The 21051-nt window shown below is 75.5% G+C and carries 16 protein-coding genes; 7 read left to right on the plus strand and 9 right to left on the minus strand.

Features of this window, described 5'->3' with window-relative positions; genetic code table 11:
• Positions 1-35 precede the first annotated feature (35 nt).
• Positions 36-338, minus strand: a complete 303-nt coding sequence (locus ACFWA9_RS20810) for a hypothetical protein (protein ID WP_352287878.1) — start codon at positions 336-338, stop codon at positions 36-38.
• A 33-nt stretch (positions 339-371) separates the two neighbouring features.
• Positions 372-2615, minus strand: coding sequence for an FUSC family protein (locus ACFWA9_RS20815; protein ID WP_380388780.1), 2244 nt, complete (start codon positions 2613-2615; stop codon positions 372-374).
• Positions 2616-3022: 407 nt separating this feature from the next.
• Between ACFWA9_RS20815 and ACFWA9_RS20820 the strand changes: the two genes are divergently transcribed.
• From ACFWA9_RS20820 to pip, 3 genes are all read left to right on the plus strand, one after another.
• On the plus strand, positions 3023-7264 hold the full coding sequence (locus ACFWA9_RS20820) for a molybdopterin-dependent oxidoreductase (RefSeq protein ID WP_380388782.1): 4242 nt from the start codon (positions 3023-3025) through the stop codon (positions 7262-7264).
• Between the two features lie 477 nt (positions 7265-7741).
• The gene (locus ACFWA9_RS20825; RefSeq protein WP_380388784.1) at positions 7742-9625 is read left to right on the plus strand and encodes a phosphatase PAP2 family protein; all 1884 of its coding nucleotides are present in this window, start codon (positions 7742-7744) and stop codon (positions 9623-9625) included.
• Between the two features lie 115 nt (positions 9626-9740).
• On the plus strand, positions 9741-10700 hold the full coding sequence (gene pip, locus ACFWA9_RS20830; RefSeq protein ID WP_380388786.1) for a prolyl aminopeptidase: 960 nt from the start codon (positions 9741-9743) through the stop codon (positions 10698-10700).
• Between the two features lie 96 nt (positions 10701-10796).
• Here the strand turns inward: pip and ACFWA9_RS20835 are convergent, their stop codons facing one another.
• Positions 10797-11444, minus strand: coding sequence for an NADPH-dependent F420 reductase (locus tag ACFWA9_RS20835; protein WP_380388803.1), 648 nt, complete (start codon positions 11442-11444; stop codon positions 10797-10799).
• A gap of 78 nt (positions 11445-11522) precedes the next feature.
• On the opposite strand from ACFWA9_RS20835, the gene ACFWA9_RS20840 reads away from it, so the two are divergent.
• Complete coding sequence (locus tag ACFWA9_RS20840; protein ID WP_380388788.1) at positions 11523-11894, plus strand: winged helix-turn-helix transcriptional regulator; 372 nt, start codon at positions 11523-11525, stop codon at positions 11892-11894.
• Between the two features lie 23 nt (positions 11895-11917).
• Here ACFWA9_RS20840 and ACFWA9_RS20845 read toward each other — a convergent pair whose 3' ends face one another.
• Entirely contained in the window at positions 11918-13048 is a 1131-nt protein-coding gene (locus tag ACFWA9_RS20845; protein WP_380388790.1) for an FAD-dependent oxidoreductase, read from the minus strand.
• Positions 13049-13507: 459 nt separating this feature from the next.
• On the opposite strand from ACFWA9_RS20845, the gene ACFWA9_RS20850 reads away from it, so the two are divergent.
• Positions 13508-15346: an RICIN domain-containing protein gene (locus ACFWA9_RS20850; protein WP_380388792.1), complete on the plus strand. Its 1839-nt coding sequence runs from the start codon at positions 13508-13510 to the stop codon at positions 15344-15346.
• A gap of 57 nt (positions 15347-15403) precedes the next feature.
• Here ACFWA9_RS20850 and ACFWA9_RS20855 read toward each other — a convergent pair whose 3' ends face one another.
• From ACFWA9_RS20855 to ACFWA9_RS20865, 3 genes are read right to left on the minus strand one after another with little or no spacing between them, the layout of a single operon-like run.
• Positions 15404-15793 (minus strand): roadblock/LC7 domain-containing protein, encoded by a 390-nt coding sequence (locus ACFWA9_RS20855; RefSeq protein ID WP_352287895.1) that lies wholly within the window; start codon positions 15791-15793, stop codon positions 15404-15406.
• Complete coding sequence (locus ACFWA9_RS20860) at positions 15790-16803, minus strand: hypothetical protein (RefSeq protein WP_380388794.1); 1014 nt, start codon at positions 16801-16803, stop codon at positions 15790-15792. Before ACFWA9_RS20860 ends, ACFWA9_RS20855 begins: the two co-directional genes overlap by 4 nt.
• Positions 16800-17159: a hypothetical protein gene (locus tag ACFWA9_RS20865; protein WP_380388795.1), complete on the minus strand. Its 360-nt coding sequence runs from the start codon at positions 17157-17159 to the stop codon at positions 16800-16802. Before ACFWA9_RS20865 ends, ACFWA9_RS20860 begins: the two co-directional genes overlap by 4 nt.
• A gap of 144 nt (positions 17160-17303) precedes the next feature.
• Between ACFWA9_RS20865 and ACFWA9_RS20870 the strand changes: the two genes are divergently transcribed.
• Positions 17304-17669, plus strand: coding sequence for a hypothetical protein (locus tag ACFWA9_RS20870; protein WP_329485690.1), 366 nt, complete (start codon positions 17304-17306; stop codon positions 17667-17669).
• 318 nt (positions 17670-17987) lie between these two features.
• On the opposite strand, the gene ACFWA9_RS20875 is transcribed toward ACFWA9_RS20870, so the two are convergent.
• Both ACFWA9_RS20875 and ACFWA9_RS20880 read right to left on the minus strand, forming a co-directional pair.
• Positions 17988-19307 (minus strand): hypothetical protein, encoded by a 1320-nt coding sequence (locus ACFWA9_RS20875; protein ID WP_380388797.1) that lies wholly within the window; start codon positions 19305-19307, stop codon positions 17988-17990.
• Between the two features lie 63 nt (positions 19308-19370).
• The gene (locus tag ACFWA9_RS20880; RefSeq protein ID WP_380388799.1) at positions 19371-20141 is read right to left on the minus strand and encodes a TetR/AcrR family transcriptional regulator; all 771 of its coding nucleotides are present in this window, start codon (positions 20139-20141) and stop codon (positions 19371-19373) included.
• Positions 20142-20303: 162 nt separating this feature from the next.
• Between ACFWA9_RS20880 and ACFWA9_RS20885 the strand changes: the two genes are divergently transcribed.
• Complete coding sequence (locus ACFWA9_RS20885; protein WP_380388801.1) at positions 20304-21005, plus strand: NAD(P)-dependent oxidoreductase; 702 nt, start codon at positions 20304-20306, stop codon at positions 21003-21005.
• The last annotated feature ends 46 nt before the right edge of the window (positions 21006-21051 follow it).

Below are 21051 nucleotides of genomic sequence, written 5' to 3' on the forward strand. Positions count from 1 at the left end.
GGCGGTGCTCTCGGCGGCGCCCTCGGCGGCGCCGCTCAGGCCGGTCGCCGGATCTCCTGCCGGGTGGCGCCGAAGCCGGTCTCGTGGTCCCAGACGTGGGTGCAGGTGGGGCACTGGAGGTGGAGCACGCTACCGGTGTTGGAGAGCAGGTAGCGCCAGTGCTCGCGGCAGTTGCGCCGCTCCGCGCAGCCGGCGCACCCGCGGGCGTCGTCGCAGCCCGGACAGGCCGCCCAGGCCCGCCGCCCGACATCGGCCTGCGGGTCGATCGGCAGCGGTCCCGGACGCAGGCGTCGCAGCAGGGCGGCCGGGTGGGTGGTGTCGGGGCGGTTGCGGAACATGGACGTTGAACTTAGGTAAGGCTTGCCTATCTGTCAAGCGTGGCGCTCTGCCGGGGCCGGCGTGCCGCCCGGGGCGGCCCGGGCGGAGTCGTGGACCCGACCGAGGTCGTCCAGCAGCCCGGTGAGCCAGAGCGTGACGTCCACCGTGTGCAGTGAGACCGGGTCCTCGGGCGTTCGGGTGGCCATGACGCGGTCCTCGTGCAGGGCCGCGAGGGCCTCGGCCAGCGCCCGGTCCGCCGCGGCGGACCCGGCCGGGTCGAGCAGCGCCGCGCCCTCGCGGCGGAATGCCGCGGCGACCTGCTCGGCGCGGCCGACCAGGGCCGCCCCGCCGTGCGGGCCGGAGGCCGCGGTGCCCGGCGGGATCCGGGCGAGCAGCGGCTCGGCCCCGCGCACCGTGTGCTGCCCGGTCAGCACGGCGGCCTGCCAGTTCGGGCCCTCCCCGGCCGGCTGGTGGCGCTCGCTGCGGTACTGGGCGTACAGCGCCTCGGTGAGCAGCGTGCTGTGCCTGGCCCGCTGCAGCGCGCCCCGGGCCGGGCCCGACCCGGTGACCACGGCGACGGTCTCGGAGAGCGCGGCGGCGCTGCGGTCCAGCAGCTCGGCGGTACGCCGCCGCAGGTCGTGACCGCCGCCGCGCGGCCAGGCGCAGAGCCCGGCGAGGATGCCGATCGTGGCACCGGTCGCCACGTCGACCAGCCGGGCCTCGGCCAGCCGCCACCCGGCCGGGGCGAGCTGGGTGAAGACCATGGCGACCACGACGGTGAACGTCCCCTGCGCCCAGGCCAGCCCCAGCCCCGGGCTGAAGGCGAACGCGAACAGCATCGCGGGCGGCAGCGCGGCGGCGTAGAAGACGGGGTGCTCGCCGACCGCGATCAGCAGCAGCGCCGTCACGGCGGCGCCGCCTGCGGTGCCGGCCAGGGCCGGGCGCAGCGTGATCCGGGTGTCGGCCGCGCTGGTGCGCATCAGGGTGAGGGTCGCCAGCAGGACCCAGAACCCGTGGGTGAGATCGAGGGCGCCGACCACCAGACGGGCCGCGCCGAGGGCGCCGGCGGTGCGCAGGGCGTTGCGGAAGTACACCGAGCGAGGGGTCAGGTTGCCGCGGATCCGGCGCCACCAGAGCATCGGCGTCGGCTCGTAGGCGTACCAGAACGGGCCGGGGCGCTGGTCGGGCGGGGTGCTGTCGGGCGGCGGCGGTGCCCGGCGGCTGGTGCGGGTGGCGAGGGTGAGGAAGCGGGCGCCCTCGGCGGCGCTCAGGGCGAGGGTGCCGAGCGCCAGCCGGGCGACGGTGGGGCCGGTGGGGCCGTCCGACGCGTCGGCGCCGCCGGCCGGTGAGGTGCGGTCGGCGTCGAAGGCGGCGATCCGCCTCTCGACCGGCGCGGCGGACGGGACCGGACCGTCCGGCCGAACCCCCGCCGCGGCCGCGCGCAGCGCACCGGCGGTGGTCGCCACCAGGGCGGCCGCCTCCGGGTAGGGCCCGCCGGCGGCGCCCAGCCGGCGGATCCGCAGCAGTTCGGCTCCGATGAACTGCAGCGTGGTCGCGCAGTGGGTGAGCGCGCGGTCGGCGGCGCCCGGGCCGGCGGGCCGCTCCATCAGCGGGATCCGGGAGAACCGCAGGTCGTCGAGGAGGGCCCGGGCGCGGTCCGCCGCGGTGGCGTCGTCCGGCACGGCGCCGGTGGCGGTCGGCGGCGGCCCGCCGCAGTGCGCGGCGGCACGGTCGGCCAGCCCGGCCAGCGCCAGGGCGGCGCTCCCCACGCGGTCGCGGTAGTCCCTCGGCGGCGGCTCCGGCCACAGCAGCCGCTCCGCGGCGGCGAGCAGCAGCAGGCCCGCGGTCACGCCGGCCAGCCGCTGCGGCAGGGTGTCCGGGGCGTAGGGCGGGAAGCACGGCAGGATGTAGAAGAGCTGGAGCCCGTTGGTGAGCCCGACCAGCCGCGGTCCGCCCACCGAGGCGAAGGACACCGCGAAGCCCACGCCCACCATGCCCAGCGCCGCCGTCCAGGCGTGCACGGCCAGCGCGGTGCCCAGGCAGACCAGCGCCCAGGCGAACGGCAGGGTCAGCAGCAGCGTCCGACCCCGGGCGCGCGCGCCGCCCTCCACCCGGGCCAGCACGCCGACCGCGACCGCCCCGAACAGGGCGTAGGTGGCCGTCACCGGCTGGTCGAAGCCGTAGCGGAAGACGTAGAAGCCCGTGCACGCGGCGGCGGTGACCCGGACCGCGCGGTGCGCCACCGGGGGATCGGGGCGGGGCAGGAGCGGGGACGCCGGCCGGTGGGGCAACCGCATCGCACCTCGCTCCGCCGGTGGGTCGGGACCGGGCCGCCCTCCCCCGGGGCACCTCCTGCGGGAGCGGGCCCGACGGCAGGTCCACCGGCCGCCCGGCGGCGCCGTTACCCCTCCACCCTAGGGCGACCGGCCCGGGCACGCAGGGCCGGGAACGCAGGGGCGCCGCGCCGCCTCGCGGAGCCCTCGTCGCGGGCCGCGCCCCGGATCGTGCCGGGCGTGGCGTGATCGACGGCTTGGCGGGAGGCATGGCAGCGCGCCGTGGTGCTCACGTCCACCGGGAGGCGCCCGTGCGGTCCGGTTAACCTCGCGAAACAGGCGCTGTGACGAGGCGGTAATGCGCTCTTCCTAGGGTCACGATCGTGGGACCTTCCCACCGCGTGATCCCTGGGGAGGGAGTCTCGGTGACGATGCCGGCTTCGAAGGCGGACAGCGTACGGACGGTCTGCTCGTACTGCGGCGTCGGCTGCGGCGTCGTGCTCGACATCGGCCGGGACGCCGCCACCGGCAGGCGCACCGTCGCCAAGGTGTCGGGGGACAAGAGCCACCCGACGAACGCCGGGCGGCTCTGCACCAAGGGCGCGACCAGTGCCGAGATGATGGCCGCCTCCGGGCGGGCCGCCACCGCGCTGATCCGCGCCGGGCGCGGCGCCGAACCCGTCCCGGTGGACGTCGACGAGGCGATCACGGCGGTGGCCGGGCGGCTGCGGGCGATCCTGGACGAGCACGGCCCCGACGCGCTCGCCCTCTACGTCTCCGGGCAGATGTCCCTGGAGGCGCAGTACCTGGCGAACAAGCTCGCCAAGGGGTTCGTGCGGACCAGCCGGATCGAGTCCAACTCCCGCCTGTGCATGGCCTCCGCGGGCTCCGGCTACAAGCTCTCGCTGGGCGCGGACGGGCCGCCCGGCTCCTACCGGGACTTCGACCACGCGGACGCGTTCCTCGTCATCGGCGCCAACATGGCCGACTGCCACCCGATCCTGTTCCTGCGGATGATGGACCGGGTCAAGGCGGCCGGGGCGAAGCTGATCGTCGTCGACCCGCGGCGCACCGCCACCGCCGCGAAGGCCGACCTCTTCCTGCAGATCAGGCCGGGCACCGACCTCGCCCTGCTGAACGGACTGCTGCGTCTGCTGGTCGAGAACGGGCACACCGACGAGGCGTTCGTCGCGGAGTTCACCGAGGGCTGGGAGGAGATGCCCGCCTTCCTGGCGGACTACCCGCCCGCGAAGGTCGCCGAGGTCACCGGGATACCCGAGGCGGACATCCGGCAGGCCGCGCGGTGGATCGGCGAGGCGGGGGAGTGGATGAGCTGCTGGACGATGGGCCTCAACCAGTCCACCCACGGCACCTGGAACACCAACGCCCTGATCAACCTGCACCTGGCCACCGGCGCGATCTGCCGCCCGGGCTCCGGTCCGTTCTCGCTCACCGGCCAGCCCAACGCGATGGGCGGCCGCGAGATGGGGTACCTGGGCCCCGGCCTGCCCGGCCAGCGCTCCGTCCTGGTGGCGCAGGAGCGGGCCTTCGTCGAGGAGCTCTGGGGCGTCGAGGCCGGCACGCTGCGGACCGAGGCCGGGCGCGGCACGGTGGAGATGTTCGAGCGGATGGCCGCCGGCGAGATCAAGGCCTGCTGGATCATCTGCACCAACCCGGTCGCCTCGGTCGCCAACCGCAAGACCGTCATCGCCGCCCTGGAGGCCGCCGAACTGGTCATCACCCAGGACGTGTTCACGGAGACCGAGACCAACGCCTACGCCGACGTGCTGCTGCCCGCCACGCTCTGGGCCGAGTCCGACGGCGTCATGATCAACTCGGAGCGGAACCTCACCCTGGTCGAGGGCGTGGTCGACCCGCCCGGGCAGGCCCTGCCCGACTGGCAGCTGATCGCCCGGGTCGCCTGCGAGCTGGGCTACGCCGACGCCTTCGGCTACACGAGCGCCGAGGAGGTCTTCGAGGAGCTCAAGCGCGCCTGGAACCCGGCGACCGGCTGGGACCTGCGCGGCGTCAGCTACCCGCGGCTGCGCGAGACGCCCGTCCAGTGGCCGGCGCCCGCCGCGGACGGCCCCGACCGCAACCCGATCCGGTACCTCAACGACGGCGTCAGCCAGACCCTGCTGGAGCGCGCCGACGGGAGCAGACCCCGACTCGCGTTCCCCACCCCCACCGGCCGCGCCCGGTTCTTCGGCCGCCCGCACCTGCCCGCCGCCGAACTCCCGGACGACGACTACCCGTTCGTCCTCAGCACCGGCCGCCTCCAGCACCAGTGGCACACCCTCACCAAGACCGGCAAGGTGGCCAAGCTCAACAAGCTCGACCCCGGCCCGTTCGTCGAGCTCCACCCCGACGACGCCGCCGCGATGGGCGCCGGGCAGGGCGACCGCATCGAGGTCGCCTCCCGCCGCGGCCGCGCCGTGCTGCCCGCCGTCGTCACCGACCGGGTCCGCCCCGGGAACTGCTTCGCGCCGTTCCACTGGAACGACCTCTTCGGCGAGTACCTCGGCATCAACGCCGTCACCAACGACGCCGTCGACCCGGTCTCCTTCCAGCCCGAGTTCAAGGCCTGCGCCGTGGCGCTGCGCGTGGTGCCCGCCCCGACCTCCGAGGAGACCGCGCCCGTGCCGGTGACCGCAGACCCGAGTGCGGGGACGGGGCGGCCGCCCCTCGCCGTGCTGCCCGTGCCGGCCGCGCCCGGGGGCGCGTCCGACGCCGTCTCCGCCCTGACCGCGCTCTTCGGCCTCGCCGACCTCGCCCCGCCGGTGCTCGCCGAACCGGAGCGCCGCTACCTGTCCGGATACCTCTCCGGGTACGTCGCGGCCACCGCCACGGCGCCGTCCGGCGCCGTTCCGGTGCTCCCGGCGGGAGCGCCGTTCGCCCCGGCGACGGCGCTCTGGGTGGACGGGGTGCTGGCGGGCATGTTCTCCCGGGGCGCCCCCGGCGCGCCCGGGCCGGCTGTCCCGGCCGCGCCGGGGGCGGCCGGCGCCGAGCCCGCCGCGCCGACCCGGGAACTGCTCGTCCTGTGGGCCTCGCAGACCGGCAACGCCGAGGAGTTCGCCGCCGCCGCCGCGGCCCGCCTGGCCGGGGCGGGCCGCGCCCCGACCCTGCTCGCGATGGCCGACACCACCCCCCGGCGGCTCACCGCCGGTACCGACGTGCTCGTCGTCACCAGCACCTTCGGCGACGGGGAGGCGCCCGACAACGGCGCCGACTTCTGGCAGGGCCTCACCGCCCCGGACGCCCCGCGCCTGGAGGGCGTGCGCTACGCCGTCCTGGCGTTCGGCGACTCCAGCTACGACGACTTCTGCGGTCACGGCCGCCGGCTGGACGAGCGCTTCGCCGAGCTGGGCGCGACCCGCCTGCACGCGCGGACCGACTGCGAGGCCGACGACGACGGGCCCGCCGGGCAGTGGCTCGACCAGGTCACCGGCACGCTCGTGGCGCCGGTGGAGCGGGCGTCGGCGCCCGCTGTTCCCGCCGTGCCCGTGCCCGTGCCCGCCACCCCGGCCGCCACACCGGGCGCCACACCGGGCGGTTTCACCAGAGCGGCCCCCTTCCCGACCCTGCTGGTCGGCAACCGTCTGCTCAGCCTTCCCGGATCGCAGAAGGAGGTGCGGCAGTTCGCCTTCGACACCCGCGGCGGCGAACTCGCCTACGAGGCCGGCGACGCCCTCGGCGTGTGGCCGGCCAACGGCGCCGGACTGGTCGCCGAATGGCTCGCCCTGACGGGCCTGGACCCCGAGGAGCACGTCCGGCTGGCCGACGGCGACGACCTCCCGCTGGGGGAGGCGCTGCGGACCCGCCTCGACATCGCCCGCCTCACCCCGGACCTGCTCGGGTTCGTCGCCGACCGCACCGGCGACCGCGTCCTGAAGCGGCTGCTGCGCCCCGACAACAAGGGCGAGCTGGCCAAGTGGAGCTGGGGCCGGCAGGCCGCCGACGTGGTCGGCGCCTTCCCCCTGCGCGCCACCGCCGCCGAGTGGGTCGGAGTGCTCAAGCGGCTCCAGCCCCGCCTGTACTCGATCTCCTCCAGCCCCCTGGCCCACCCCGGTGAGGTCCGGCTCACGGTGTCCGTCGTCCGCTACACCAACGACCTCGGCCGCGACCGCGGCGGCGTCTGCTCCACCTACCTCGCCGACTGCGCCGACGACGGCCCGGTGCCGGTGTTCGTGCAGCGCTCCCCGCACTTTCGCCCGCCCGCCGGCCCGGCAACGCCGATGATCATGGTGGGCCCCGGGACCGGGGTCGCGCCGTTCATCGGATTCCTGGAGGACCGGCAGGCCCGCGGCCACACCGGCCCCAACTGGCTCTTCTTCGGCGAGCAGCGCGAAGCCACCGACTTCTACTACCGGGAGGACCTGGCGGCCTTCCGCGCCGCCGGCCACCTGGACCGCCTGGACGTGGCCTTCTCGCGCGACCAGCGCAACAAGGTCTACGTCCAGGACCGGATGCGCGAGCACGGCCCGCGCCTGTGGCGCTGGCTCCAGGACGGCGCGCACTTCTACGTCTGCGGCGACGCGGGCCGGATGGCCAAGGACGTCGACCTGGCCCTGCGCGAGATCGTCGCCGCCCACGGCGGCCTGGACGAGGAGGCCGCCGCCGCGTACGTCCGGCAGCTGGCGAGCGACAAGCGCTACGTCCGGGACGTCTACTGAGCCGGCGGCCGAGGCCGCCCGGGGCGGGGACGGTATGCCCGGGGCAGCGACGGCCCGGTCGGGCCGCATGGCTTGCTCTTGCGACGCCACGATGAGTTGAGCGGACGCCCGCCGTCGCGGGGTGTGGCAGCCGGGGGATGCCTTCCTCGGCGGCGGCACCCAGCATCCAACCCCGTGCCGCCGGCCTTCCCCCAACGCGCTACGCGACACCACCGGCATCCGCTTCACCGAGGCACCGTTCCTGCGGGGCAAGGTGTGGCAGGCCCTCGCGGAGCACCGGGCCGGGAGCCGCCGTCCGCCGCACGGGTGAGCGGTAGGGGTGGGCCGTCGCCCGCCGTCGGGGCCCCCGCCGCCCGGGCCGTCCCCCACGCGGCGCCGTCCGGCGTGCGGGGCGGCCGCCGACCCCCGAGAGTCGGCAGGAAGGCGACCCGACCGGCGGACCGGCCCGGGGCGCGGCGGCGCGACGGGAGGAGCGGGATGGGCGCGAGCAGGCCGGCGCCCGGAGCGCCCACCCGGCACCCCCCGGCCGCCCTCCTCACCACCACCTGCCTGGTGCTCGCCCTCGCCGCGGCCGCGGTCGTCACCTGGACGTCCCTCGGCGACGAGGCCGTCGACCGGCCCCTCCTCCCGCTGCTGCTCGGCAGCTGGCCCGCCACCGCGACCCGGGTCGGCCTGGTGCTCACCGCCGTCGCCGCGGTGGCCGTGACCGGCACCCTGGTCGCCCGCCACCCGCCCCCGGACCTGCCCGCCCCGGCCGCCGTCGCCCCGGTCGCGGCCGCCACCCTGCTGATCAGCGCCGAACAGCGGGGCCACCCCGTGGACGCCGTGGTCGGCCTCGCCGGCACCGCCCTGGTGCTGCTCGACGTGCTGCCGCGCGGCCCGAACCGCCGGGCCGGGTTCGCGCTCGGCCTGGCGATCGCGTTCCACCCCGTCCTGGCCCTCTTCGCCGTCGCCCTCCCGCGCCGGCGCGCCGTCCCCGCGTCCGCCGCCCTGACCGCCCTCGCGGTGGCCGCCCTGGTGCAGGGCACCGTCCTGATCGCCGACCCGGACCGCGCCGCACGCTTCTGGCGCCGCTTCGACGCCCCGGCCGTCACCGGCGACCCGTCCGACCAGACCGCCCTCGGCGTGCTGCTCCGGCTCGGCCTGCACGGCCCGGCGCTGCTGGTCGGCTGGCTGGCGGTCACCGTCACCGCCGTGCTGCTCGCCGTCCGCCGCTCCGGCGGCTACGCGCGGGACGGCCAGCCGCTGCTGGCGGTCGGCGTGCTCGGCTGCGCCACCCTGGTCGCCGCACCGGTGGCCGGGCCGGGCCACCTCGGGTGGCTGCTGCTCGCCGCCACCGGCCGGCTCGGCCGCCGGCCCGAAGCCCGCGCGCTCTGGCCGGTCATCGCGGTCACCGTCGCGCTGCTGCCCAGCACGCTGCTCGACCCGGAGATCGAACCGGTCAGCGGCCTGCTGCTGCGCAAGGCCCCCACCCTGGTCGCCCTCGCCGCGGCCGCCGCCCTGCCGTTCCTGGCGCGCGACGACCCGCTCTGGCACCTGCGCCGCGCCCCCGGCCCGCCCCCGCGGCGGCGTCCCGCGCTGCCCTGGATCCCCCTGCTGACGGCTCCGCTGCGGCCGGTCTCCCGCCCGAACCCGGTGCTGGAGCTGCTCTTCGTTCAGGTCGGCTACGGCGTCTACTCCTACATCCGCAACGTCGCGCCCGAGCGCGTCGCCACCGCCACCGGCCACGCCCGCAGCGTCTTCCGGCTGGAACAGCTGCTGCACGTGGACATCGAGCCGGTCGTCAACGCCTGGGCCCTGCGGACCGGTGACTGGCTGCTTGACGCGGCCCAGGGGTACTACAAGGTGCTGCACTTCGTGGTGCCGCTCGGCGTGCTGGTCTGGCTCTACGTCTGGCACCCGGACCGCTACCGCACGGCCCGGACCGTCCTGTTCGCCGCGACCGGCCTGGCGCTGGTCGGCTTCTGGGGCTACCCGCTCGCCCCGCCCCGGCTCGTCCCGGGGCTCAACCTGCGGGAGGACCCGTCCGGCATCCCCGGCGAGGCCCCGCTCGGCGTGCTCACCTCGCTCTCCAACCAGTACGCGGCGATGCCGTCGCTGCACATCGCCTGGTCCTGCTGGTGCGCCCTGGTCGTCATCACCACCGTCGGCCACCGCCGGCTGGCACCCCTGGCGGCGGTCTACCCGCTGCTCACCTTCCTCGTGGTGGTGGCCACCGCCAACCACTGGGTGCTGGACGCCGTCGGCGGCGTCGCCGTCCTGCTCGCCGGCGCCCTCACCCAGTACGCCCTCACCGCCCGACTCCTCACCGACCCCGCCCCGGCGCCCCCGCCCGCCGTCCTGACCCGGGAGGGCGCGTAGCGGGACGGGGCCCCTGGCGGCTCCGCCGAACGTCCTGCCGACATGCGGCGAGCCGCCCAACCGGCCTCCGTCACGGCCTGGTTCGAGCACGCCCGCTCCCGTAGGATCGGCGGCCATGGTCGACCTCTACGCTCCCACCCACCCGTACAGCCACGGCTTCCTCGACACCGGGGACGGCAACCGGATCTACTACGAGGAGCTCGGCAACCCCGAAGGCAAGCCCGCCCTCTCCGTCCACGGCGGCCCGGGGGCGGGTGCCCCGCGCCGGCCGACGCGGGCCTGGGACCCGGAGCGCTACCGGCTCATCCGCTTCGACCAGCGCAACTGCGGCCGCAGCACCCCGCACGCGAGCGACCCGGCGGCGGACATGCGCCTGAACACCACCCGGCACCTCATCGACGACATCGAGCGACTGCGCGAACACCTCGGTGTCGAAAGGTGGTTGCTGAGCGGCGCGTCCTGGGGCTCCACGCTCGCGCTGGCCTACGCGCAGCGACACCCGGAGCGGGTCACCGGGATCGTCATCCAGGCGGTGACGATGACCCGCCCCGCCGAGACCGACTGGCTCTACCGGGGCGCCGGACGGTTCCAGCCCGAGGCCTGGGACCGGTTCCGCGACGGCGTCCCGGAGGGCGAGCGGGACGGCGACCTGCTCGCGGCCTACGCCCGGCTGATGGAGAACCCCGACCGGTCCGTCCGCGCGAAGGCCGCCGCCGACTGGCTCGCCTGGGAGGACGCCGTCGTCTCGAACGAGCCCAACGGCATCCCGGGGATGTACAGCGACCGCGAGGTCGACGAGCAGATCGCCTTCGTACGGATCTGCGCCCACTACTTCAGCAACGGTGCCTGGCTGGAGGAGGACCAACTGCTGCGCGACGCCCACCGGCTGGCCGGGATCCCGGGGGTGCTGGTGCACGGCCGGCACGACATGGGGAGCCCGGTGGAGACGGCGTGGGCGCTGGCGAAGGTGTGGCCGGACGCGCGGCTCCACATCTTCGAGGACTCCGGGCACGTCGGGAGCGAGGCGATGGCCGAGGCCTCCCGGGCGGCCATCGAGGAGTTCAAGGACCGGTGACCCGCGCGGGGTCCGAGCACCCGGCCACCACGTGGTCACCGAGGGCCGGCACGTCCCCCGGCGACCACGCGGCGGCCGGTCCGGCCCGCGCGCGGATCAGGAGGGCCGGCCCCCCGCGTACGCCAGCGGTGGGGCGATCGCCTGGGCGTCCGCGCCCTCGCCGACCCACAGACCGATCAGGAACGCCGCCGTCGCCTCCAGCAGGCCCGCCCGGTCGAGGCCGCCCCCGTCGACCGGTGTGCAGCCGACGTCGCGGACGAGGCCCCGTACGGTCTCCAGGGCCGACGCGTCGTCACCGCAGAGCGGCACCGCGAGCGGGCGTCCGTCGAAGACCGGCGGCGTCCTGCGCCACACGCTCTCGTGGCAGAGGTTGAACGCCTTGACCACGGAGGCGCCGGGCGCCGCGGCCGCGATGCGCTCGGCGGCCGAGGGGCCGCCCCGGGTTTCGAGGACGAAGCCCGGGGCCACCGGGTTGGTGCAGTCGATCAGTGCCCTGCCCCGCAGAGCGCCGGCCAGACCGGACACCACGCCGACCGCCGCCGCGTACGGCACGGCCAGCAGCACCGCGTCCCGGCCGTGCTCGGCCGCCTCCCGCGCGGTCCCCGCCCGTGCGCCGATCCGGTCGGCGAGGGCGCCGGCGCGGTCCGCGTCCCGCCCGCCCACCAGCACCTCGTGGCCGGCCCGCGCCCACTGCTCACCCAGCGCCCGCGCCATCGTTCCGGTGCCGACGATCCCGATCCTCATCATGCTCAACCCCTCTGTCGTGACCCGTCCTTCAGAATCGGGACGACACTACGAAACCGCTGGGGCACCATCTGGTAAGTGACCACCGACCACGGCTTCCTCGCCGACTGCCGAGCCCGGCTCGCCTTCGATCTGCTCGCCAACACCTGGAACGCCGTCGTGGTGTGGGCGCTGCGCGACGGTCCCGCACGGCCCGGCGAACTGCGCGAGCGGATCGGTGGCATCAGCCCCAAGGTCCTCACGGAGACGCTGCGCCGGCTCCAGTTCAACGGGCTGGTGGAGCGCCGCGCGTACGCCGGGTCGCCGCCGCACGTGGAGTACACCCTCACCGGGCTGGGGCGGACGCTGCTGGAGCCGGTCGAGGCGTTCGGCGCCTGGGCCTTCGAGCACGGCGAGGACGTGATGGCGGCCCGGGAGCGGGCGGAGGCGGCCGAGGACGGCCGCGGCTGAGTCGGCCGCTCCGGTGCGGGCGGTCAGCGCCCCCGGCCGGCCCCGAGGGCGAAGCGGCGCGCGGCCGGGCGGCCCTCGACCAGGTCCGCGGCGAGGGCGCCGAGCACCGACGCGAACTTGAACCCGTGCCCGGAGAAGCCGGCCAGGACCGTCACCGGGCCCCGCCGGTCGACCACGAAGTCGTGGTCCGGGGTGGTGGTGTACAGGCAGGTGGTGGCGGTCGGCGCGGTGTGGTCGACGCCCGGCAGCCAGCGCCGCGCGTACGCCCGTACCCGCTCCACCGCGCGCGGGTCGGGGCCGTCCGCGCGGTGGTCCGGGTCGATGACCGGGCCGACGCCGTGGAAGCCGACCTTGATGCCGTCGACGCTCCCGAGGCCGTACACGCCGACGTCCGAGACCAGTTGCGCCCCGCCGTGGTGGATGAAGCTCGGCCAGTCCAGCGGTGCGGCGGCCGGGAAGTGCACCGGCCGCTCCTCGGTCACCCGCATCGGCGGCAGCCCGGGCACGAGCCCCGACAGCAGGCCCGGCGCCCACCCGCCGACCGCCACCACGACCTGCTCGGCGAGGATCACCTCCTCCTCGGTGGTCACCAGCTCGACGCCTGCGCCGCCGTTGCCCCCGCCGCCGCTCCCGCCGCCGCGTACGGCGATCCGGGCGATCCGGACGCCGTGCCGGACCTCGGCCCCGTGCGCCGCGGCCGCCCGCTGGAACGCCGCCACCGCGTGGTCGGCGTGCAGCCGCCCGGCCTCGGGGTGGAACAGCGCGGAGGTGTCGGCCCGCAATCCCGGCCACCGCTCGGCCACCCGCGCCGGGTCGAGCAGCTCGGCGGGCCGCCCGGCGGCGGCCAGCGCGGCGTGCAGGGCCGAGGTCGCGGCGGCCGGGCCGTGGTCCACCGCCCCGGTGAGCTCCAGGAGGGCGGTGCCCGTCTCCTCCTCCAGCCGCCGCCACAGCGGCAGCGCCCGTACGGCGAGGGCGACGTACTCGGGCTCCGGGTAGGCCAGCCGGAAGATCCGTGAACTGCCGTGCGAGCTGCCGCGGTCGTGCCCCGGGGCGAACCGCTCCAGGAGCGTCACCCGCCGGCCCCGCGCCGCCAGGTGCCAGGCCGCCGACGACCCCATGACCCCGCCACCGACGACTACGACCTCACCGGTCATGCCCACTCCGTACGTTGTCGCCACGGTCCGCCTCCCGGCCGCGCCGCGCCCGGCCGTTGACAGCGGAGACTACCGGAGGGCCTGCGGCCCGGGTGGAGGGGGCGACGGTGCCGGTCGCCATCGACGGACAGCTGCGCGGGAGCGGTCGGCCGCCACCTGGCGGGTGCTCAGGGAGTGTCTTGCCGTCAGAAGTTCAGTCCTCGCACCCGGCCCGGTGGTGTACTGACGGAACCGGGAAGTTGTCCGAAGAACCGGTGGAGGTCCCACGGCGCGCCATGTTGGATTGTCCGGCTACGAGGAATCGGCCGAGGGCCGACCGAGCGGCGGACAGCCCGGATCGTCCGCGTACACGGGAGGGGGCAAGAGGTGGGTAGTGCTGGACGCCCGCAGGGGCGCCTGAAGGGGGAGACCGAACAGGCGGACGCCCTGGCACGGTTCGTGCGGGAGGTGACCTCGGGGGTGACCCTCCGCAGGCTCGCCCAGCGCTACCCCGCCGGTCGGACGAGCTGGAGCGCGTACCGCTCCGCGGAGAAGGACATCCCGTGGCACCTGCTCCAACGGCTGGTCCACGACCAGGTGGAGGACCCGCGGGCCCGGGCGGCGCTGCTGGCCCGGGCCGCCCAGCTGCACGAGCAGGCCACCCGGGCGGCCGAGGGGATCCAGCCGCCCGCGGCCCGGCGGTCGGCCGCGCAGCAGGCGCTGGACCGGGCCCGGGACGCGCAGCGGCAGGCCGAGGAGGGCATGGCGGAGGCGGAGGGCCTGATTCGTGTGCTGGTCGCGATCGTGGCCGAGCTGCGGAGTGAGCTGGCCGGTGGTGCCGGTGGTGCAGATGGTGTCGGCGGTACCGACGACCCGGAAGGTGCCACGACCGACCCGGTGGCAGCGCCGCTCCGGCAAGACCGGCAAGACCGGCAAGACCGGCAAGACCGGCAGGTCCGGCAGGTCCGGCAGGTCAGGCTGCGGGAGGCGACCTGGTGTCTGGCCGAGGTACGGCGCATCAGGGAGAGCGCCCGTGAGGCGCGGCACACGGCCGGCCGGGAGCAGGAGGCCGTCGGGCTCCTGGTCGACCAGGAGCGGTCAGGGGTCGGGGCGGAGCCGGCGAGCCACGGGGTGGACGCGCACCTGCCGGTGCTGCGGCGGCTGGAGGCCGACCTCGTGGGGGTGCGGGAGGCGCTGGCCGACCAGTACCGGGAGGTGCGCGGGATGGCTCTCGTCCCGGCCGGGCCCCGGATCGTCCGGGGGGAGCTGGTCCGGGTTGTGGACCACGGCCGGCGCGGCCCGACCGGCCCGACCCGCGAGGTCGCGATCGGTGCGACCGTCCTCGGCCCGCCGCGCGGCGGGCCCACGGGTGCGCGATGGCGCCGTACGGCCGGGGCGGGGGCGGTCGTCGGGGCGACGGGGGCGGTGCTGGCCGGGATCCTGGTGCTGGCCGGGGTGTTGGTGGGCGTCCGCCTGGGCGCGGCGGCGCACGGACCCTTCGACGCCGTCCCGCAGGCGGCCGGCGCCTGGGGCAGGCCGGGCTCCGGCGCCCCCTCACCGGCGGCCGGGAGCCCCTCGGCACCGGCTCCGGGTACGGGGCCGGTCTCGTCGACCCCCTCCGCTCCTGCCACCCCGAGCAGTGCGCCCGACCGGTCCGGCGGGACGCCGACCGCACCGCCGGTACCGCTGCCGTCCGCTCCGGTGGCACCCGAACCGGGCGGGACGGCCGCTCGGAGTACGGGAGCCGGCCAGCCGCCGGAGCCCGCCGTCCCCTCGGCCGAGGCCACGCCCGCCGGTACGCCCTCGGCGCCCGCCAGCTCCGCACCGACGGCGGAGGTCCCGGCACCCGGCCGGCTCGGCGGCGCCCCGGTGGTTCCGCCGACGGGATCGGTGGAGATCAGGAACGGGAACAGCCAGCAGTGCATCGCCACGCCCGGGGGCACCCGGGAGGACGGCCGGGAGGTCCAGCAGTACCCCTGCGGGGACTTCCCCGACCACTTCTGGGAGGCGCAGAAGGCCTACACGGACCCGGACGGCGACACCTACTACCGGATCGTCAGCTACAACAGCGCCCTCTGTCTGTCCGTCCGGGACTCCAGTACCCGGGCCACCGCCGAGGTGGTCCAGTCGGAGTGCCGGAGCAGCCCCGGGCAGTCCTGGAAGATCGAGAAGTGGCCGCGCGGCATGCGGTTCGTCAACGACAACAGCCACCAGTGCCTCGCCGTCACCTACCGCAGTACCGCTCCGCAGGCGCCGCTGATGCAGTACCCGTGCGGCGACTACCCCGACCACTACTGGGACTACGGCCCGCGCCGGTAGCCCCGGTCCGGGCCCCCGTCGGCGACCCGGGCCGCGTCGGTGGCCCCGGTCCGGGGCCTAGCGCGTCGGGACCAGTCCGAGGAGCTCGCCCAGCCGCTGGATCGTGGCGGGAGCCTCGCGGTGCAGACCGGCGACGTCCATGCCCTCGTCGCCCAGGATCATCAGCAGCGCCTGCTCACCGATCGCCAGCACCACGACGTAGCCGCCGTTGCAGCGGGTGACCACGTCGCGCAGGCCGCCCAGGCCGACCTCGGCGGCGGTGCGCCGGCCGAGGCCGAGCATGGCGGCGGACAGCGCGGAGGCCGACTCGGGATGGACGGCGGCCGTGTCGGCGGCCACGAGCAGGCCGTCGGCGGTCGAGATGACGCTCTCGGAGATGCCCACGACCCGGTCACGGAGGGACTTCAACTCGTCGACGAGTGCTGCGGATGACGTCTGGCTGCTCATGGTGCGCTCTTCTCGGTCTCTTCGGTCTTCTCGGTCCGCTCGGCGCGGTGAACGTTCGATGGCTGGCCGGAGACGGCAGCCGGGCCCTCGGGGCGGGTGGGCAGGCGGGTGAGCCCGCCGGCCGCGGCCGGTCCGTCCAGGACCTCCGGGCCGCGCCGCACGGGGACCCGGCGGGGCAGCGGCCCGGTCGTGGCCGGCGGCGGGCCGGTGTGCGGCGCGCGCGGCGCCACGCTCGGCACGGCGGCGGGCGGGACCACCGGCTCGCGGTGGAGCAGCTGCCGGGCGTCCATCCGGGCGAGGTCGAGCAGCACGGCGAACAGTCCGCGCCCGAGGGCGAACCCGATGTCGCGCGCGGTGCGCCGCCCGGTGGCGGCGACCAGGATCTCCCGGTAGCGGTCCGGGATCCGCGGGGCCGTCGACCCGGCCGGGGTGGCCGGGCGGATCCGGCTGCGGGCGAGCTGTCCGGGCGGCCCCCAGAGGCGGGTCAACAGGGCCACCCGCCGGCCGGTTTCCTCGAACAGCCGGTGCGGCTCGATGCCGGGGCGCAGCGCGATCCTGGCGGGGGCGGCCGCTTCGGCCACCTCCCAACTGCCGGGCGGGCTCAGGACCAGGGCGAAGGCGCCGTCGAAGGCGGCGGCCGCGCAGACCAGTTCGAGTTCGGCGGCGCCGATCGACCCCTGGGCCACCAGTGCCGCGCCGAGGTCGCCGCCCTGGAGGCCGGTGAGGCCTTGGGCGTTGGCGGCGGCGGCCGTCTCGGCGGCGGACCAGTCCGCCTCGCCGACGCGCCGCGACTTCAGCAGCAGGGTCTCGACGGTCGGGGCCCCGGGCGTCTCGATCGCGGTGACCAGCCCCCGCTCCAGGTGGATGGTGCCGCCCGGCGCGCTGGAGACGGTGACCGAGCCGGTGAACTCGCCCTGGCGCAGCGTCAGCAGGAGGGCGGGCACGTTGCGTGCGGCGGGAGACACGAGTGGGGACGCGGGTGCGGCCGGGTCGTGGAGACGGCCCGTCATGCCAGTAGACCCCTTGCCCGGTCGGTGCTCTGGCGGATCGCCAGAGCGAGGTTGGTCTGCCCGCGGTCCAGCACGGTGGCCAGCAGCAGCGGGTCGCCCTGCCGGGGGACCACCTGGACGACGTGGTGGTGGCGGGTGCTGGTGACCACCAGGCTCTCCAACTCGCCCTCCGCCCCGGCCTCGCACAGCCGTTCGCCGATCAGGTTGGCCAGCTCGGCGAGTTCGGCTCCGGTCCCGAGCAGTCGGTGCTCCCCGGCGGACCGATAGGTGAGGCCCGTGACGGCGTCGACGAGCGCGGCGCCGACCACTCCGGGGGAGTCGAGCACATCGGAGAGGGAAGCTTCGAGCGCGTGCACCGGTACCCCTTCGCTTTCTGAACCGCTGGCAGCGTACTTTATTTCACCATTTCCGTGCGGTGGCCACACCTGATGACCTTCTTGCTACTTTGTTTCCTGCACACGGGGGTTCCGCCCGGATGGCACGCAAAGGACGAACAGGCCATGAACATTGACAGCGCACTCACGGACGCGATGGGCATCGAGGGCGCCATCGGCGTGGCCCTGGTCGACTACGAGAGCGGTATGTCGCTCGGGCATCTCGGGGGGAACCAGCAGCTCGATCTGGAGGTCGCGGCCGCCAGCAACACCGAGGTCGTCCGGGCGAAGCTGAGGGCCATGGCGGCGCTGTCGATCGACGATGTCATCGAGGACATCCTGATCACCCTCGGCGGCCAGTACCACCTGATCAGGCCCCTTGCGGGCGCGCGTGGTTCGCTCTTCCTCTACCTGGCCCTGGACCGCTCGCGGGCCAACCTGGCACTCGCCCGGCACAGCCTCAAGCGCATCGAGGCCGGGCTGGACGTCTGAGCCCGCCCACCGGAACCGGCCACCCCGGCCGGGCGAAATGCGGCGGACCGCGCTCCGCCCGGCAATTGCCGGGCGGAGCGAAAGCGATGCGTGATGAACCGACTACCGCCGGCCGCCCGTAGAAGAGGGTCCGGTATCCGTTCGGGGAAATGCGTGACATTCCGATGACTGGGCGTCATATCCACTCCCGGCGGAACACACAGTAATTCGGCGGTGACGCAGTACCAGCGAAATGCCACCCACCGGAGTTCGCCCGCGCCGTCGGCACCGGCCATCCCCGGGGAGCGGAGCAGCAGTACCCAGACCGGACCGAGTCTTTCATCCGGCAGTGAAGCGCTGCCACCATGGCCGGGGCGGGCGGGGTGCTTCGGTCGTGATCGGCTCGAAGTGGGTCTCGATCGGGGCGTTCCATTCGACGAGGGCGGCCGGGAACCAGGTGACGGGTTTGGTGTCGCCGAGGCCGTTGGCCCAGGTGGCGACGCGCTCGGCCGCTTCCCGGCCGGAGAGCAGTCCGCGGTCGTCGGTGTCGACGCCGAGGGCGTGCACGGCTTCCCGGTACAGGTCGTTGCAGAGCCAGCTGTGCAGCAGGCCGTGGTCGTAGCCGAGCACCTCCCAGCCGAGTTGGTGCCCGCGCTCGGGTGTGGCCGGGTCGTCGGGGTCGTCGGCCCGGCCGTCGAGTCGTGCGAGCAGGACCGGTTCGTGGCCGTCTGCCGCGCGGATGTCGGTGGCGAGGGCGGCGGCATGGCCGGCCGGTACCAGCAGGGCGAGGAGCCGGGCCGCCGCCGGTACGTCGAGCGGTGCGCAGGCCGCCAGGGCGTCCTGCGCGGTGGGGAACCAGCAGCCGTCCTGCGGCAGCCGGTCGATCAGGCAGTCGGACGCCGTGGTCAGCAGCTTCGTCCGGGGCAGGCCCGAGCCGGTCACCGGTTCGGGGACCGCCACGAAGTAGCTGGCGAGCACCGGCTCCCCGGCCGTGGCTCCTGCCCCGGGTGCGGGTGCGGGTGTCGGTGCCGTGCCGACGGTCGGGGGCAGGGTCGCACCAGGCCGGGGCCGCTCCAGAAGGGGCAGCGACTCGCCTGGGCGGCGCGGGCGGCGCTCGGCGAGCCAGAGGAGGTAGCCGCGCAGGTACTCCTCCAGACCGTGATCGAGGTGGGCGATGTAGTCGCGCAGGCCGCCGGCGGCGTCCCGGTAGTGCTCGCGGTGCTCGCCACGAGCGCGCGACCAGCGGTCGGCCGCTTCGACGGCCCATTCGCGTACCCGCCCGCGCTCCTGCCACCACTCGCGCACGGCCGGGACGGTCCAGTGGTCGTCGCCGTCCATCGCGAAGCCGCCGTGGCCGAGGGTGCAGCCGTCCAGCAGGTCCCGCGTCTGTGCCGCGCCCACCGGTTGGCGGTAGACGAACTCCCGGCCGGAGAACGGGCCGTGGTCGTCGTCGTGGGCGAGGTGGAAGGGTGCGTCGCGGCGGCCCAGTTGCAGGCTGTCGGTGTCGGCGCCGTAGAACGGGCCCGGGACGTTGCGCCAGTTGCGCTCGTCCCAGTGGCCGCTGAACCGGTCCAGGTGCGGCTGGTCGGTGAGCAGTCGCCGGGCGGTGGGCAGCGGGTCCCAGTAGGTGCCGAGCCCGTCGTGGTTCCCGTCGTCCACCGGGTGGAGTCCTGTCCTCTGGTGCGGATCGGTGGGGCGGAGCGGTGCCGCGACCCGTGAGGGTCACCCCTGCGGGGGGATGCCCAGGGAGCGGACGAGCTGGGTCAGTTCCTCGCGGAAGAGCTTCCCGGGGCTGAGGGTCTGGGTCCGCAGGTGGCCGTAGATCTCCAGTGACACCAGGCCGTGCAGGTGGCTCCAGGTCCGCAGGGCGAGTGCCACGGCGGCGGGGGGCAGGTCGGGGAAGGCCGGGCGGACCTTGTCGAGCAGGCCGGGGTCGAAGTCGGACCACGCGAACTCGCTGTCGCAGTACCGGGGTTCGGCGTACGGCCAGGCCTCGGCCGCGAGTGCGGTGATGCCGGTGCAGACCCGGTGGGCGGCGTCCGGGGCGGCGCCGCCCTCGGGGGACCGGTAGCCGGGGACGGGGTCGCCGTAGACGAGGCGGAAGCCCTCGGGGTTGGCCAGGGCCCAGTCCCGGAAGGCGTCGGCCCAGGCCCGGATCCGGGCCGCCGGGTCCCCGGTGGGGGCGGCCGCCCAAGCGGCCTCCACGGCGTCGGCCAGTGAGCTGTAGACGTTGTCGATCAGCGTGGTGACCAGGTCGTCGCGGGTGGCGAAGTACCCGTAGATGGCGTTGGCCGTCATGCCCATCTCGCGGGCGATGGCCCGCAGCGTGATCGCGTCGGGGCCGCCCGATGCCATCAGCTCCAGCGCGACCTTCTTGATCTCGGCGGTGGTCTCGGCCCGCAGCCGCTCGCGGCGCCCCGTGGTCCGTCCCGCGCCCGCGGTCGTCGTGTCAGGGGTTCCGGTGCCGGTCTCTCCCGCGTCTGTGCTTGCCACGCCGTCACTCTACCGCGCGGCTCTACAGCGTCTCCGTGCTGGTTGCCGTATCAAAACTGCACGCCGTATAGTTTTGCTACGCCGTGAACAACCGGCGTTCGCAAGTGCGGCAGCATGAGGCAGCAGCATGAGCCGGGCCGCAGCATGAGACAGGGGAGAGCCATGCACATCGGAGTGATCGGGGCCACGGGCACCATCGGCAGCCGCGTCGTCGCCGAAGCCCTCGGCCGGGGGCACCACGTCACCGCCTTCAGCCGGGACGCCACCCGGATCGAGGAGGCCCGGGCGAACGTCACCTGGAAGAGCGTCGACGTCCTCGACGCGGCCGGCGTCGCCGGCGTCCTGCCCGGCCTGGACGTGCTGATCAGCGGGTTCCAGCCCGGGAACGGCGCCCGCGACATCGCGGACACCGTGCGCCGCTCGATCGCCGACCCGACGGTCCACGCCACCGTCGCGCGGGCCCTGGTGAAGGCCCTGGAGAGTCACCCCCGGACCAGGCTGATCGTCATCGGCGGAGCGGGCAGCCTGGAGATCGAGCCGGGGCTGGTGCTGGCCGACTCCGACGAGCGCCTGCACGGGATCCTCGCCGCACTCGGACTCCCGGAGGAGTACGCCGCCGCCGTGCGCGGAGGCCGGGACGCCCTGAACGTCCTGCGCCAGTCCAATCGGCTCTGGACGTACTTCAGCCCCGCGCAGGACATCGCCCCCGGCGAGCGCACCGGCCGGTTCCGGATCGGTGGCGACCAGCCGGTGGTCGACGCGGACGGGCGCAGCCGGATCTCGGCGGAGGACGCCGCTGTCGCCCTGGTCGACGAGGCGGAGCTGCCGCGCTTCGTGCAGCGCCGCTTCACCGTCGGCTACTGACCGGCGCCGACGACCGCGCCTCCCGGCCAGTGGCGGGAGGCGCGGT

Source organism: Kitasatospora sp. NPDC059973 (assembly GCF_042737525.1).
GTDB lineage: Bacteria > Actinomycetota > Actinomycetes > Streptomycetales > Streptomycetaceae > Kitasatospora.

Coding starts and splice junctions, on each gene's coding strand:
- ACFWA9_RS20870 (WP_329485690.1), top strand. CDS start 17,304: ATGAACATTGACAGCGCACTCACGGACGCGATGGGCATCGAGGGCGCC.
- ACFWA9_RS20860 (WP_380388794.1), bottom strand. CDS start 16,803: ATGACGGGCCGTCTCCACGACCCGGCCGCACCCGCGTCCCCACTCGTG.
- ACFWA9_RS20820 (WP_380388782.1), top strand. CDS start 3,023: ATGCCGGCTTCGAAGGCGGACAGCGTACGGACGGTCTGCTCGTACTGC.
- pip (WP_380388786.1), top strand. CDS start 9,741: ATGGTCGACCTCTACGCTCCCACCCACCCGTACAGCCACGGCTTCCTC.
- ACFWA9_RS20845 (WP_380388790.1), bottom strand. CDS start 13,048: ATGACCGGTGAGGTCGTAGTCGTCGGTGGCGGGGTCATGGGGTCGTCG.
- ACFWA9_RS20815 (WP_380388780.1), bottom strand. CDS start 2,615: ATGCGGTTGCCCCACCGGCCGGCGTCCCCGCTCCTGCCCCGCCCCGAT.
- ACFWA9_RS20810 (WP_352287878.1), bottom strand. CDS start 338: ATGTTCCGCAACCGCCCCGACACCACCCACCCGGCCGCCCTGCTGCGA.
- ACFWA9_RS20855 (WP_352287895.1), bottom strand. CDS start 15,793: ATGAGCAGCCAGACGTCATCCGCAGCACTCGTCGACGAGTTGAAGTCC.
- ACFWA9_RS20825 (WP_380388784.1), top strand. CDS start 7,742: ATGGGCGCGAGCAGGCCGGCGCCCGGAGCGCCCACCCGGCACCCCCCG.
- ACFWA9_RS20835 (WP_380388803.1), bottom strand. CDS start 11,444: ATGAGGATCGGGATCGTCGGCACCGGAACGATGGCGCGGGCGCTGGGT.
- ACFWA9_RS20885 (WP_380388801.1), top strand. CDS start 20,304: ATGCACATCGGAGTGATCGGGGCCACGGGCACCATCGGCAGCCGCGTC.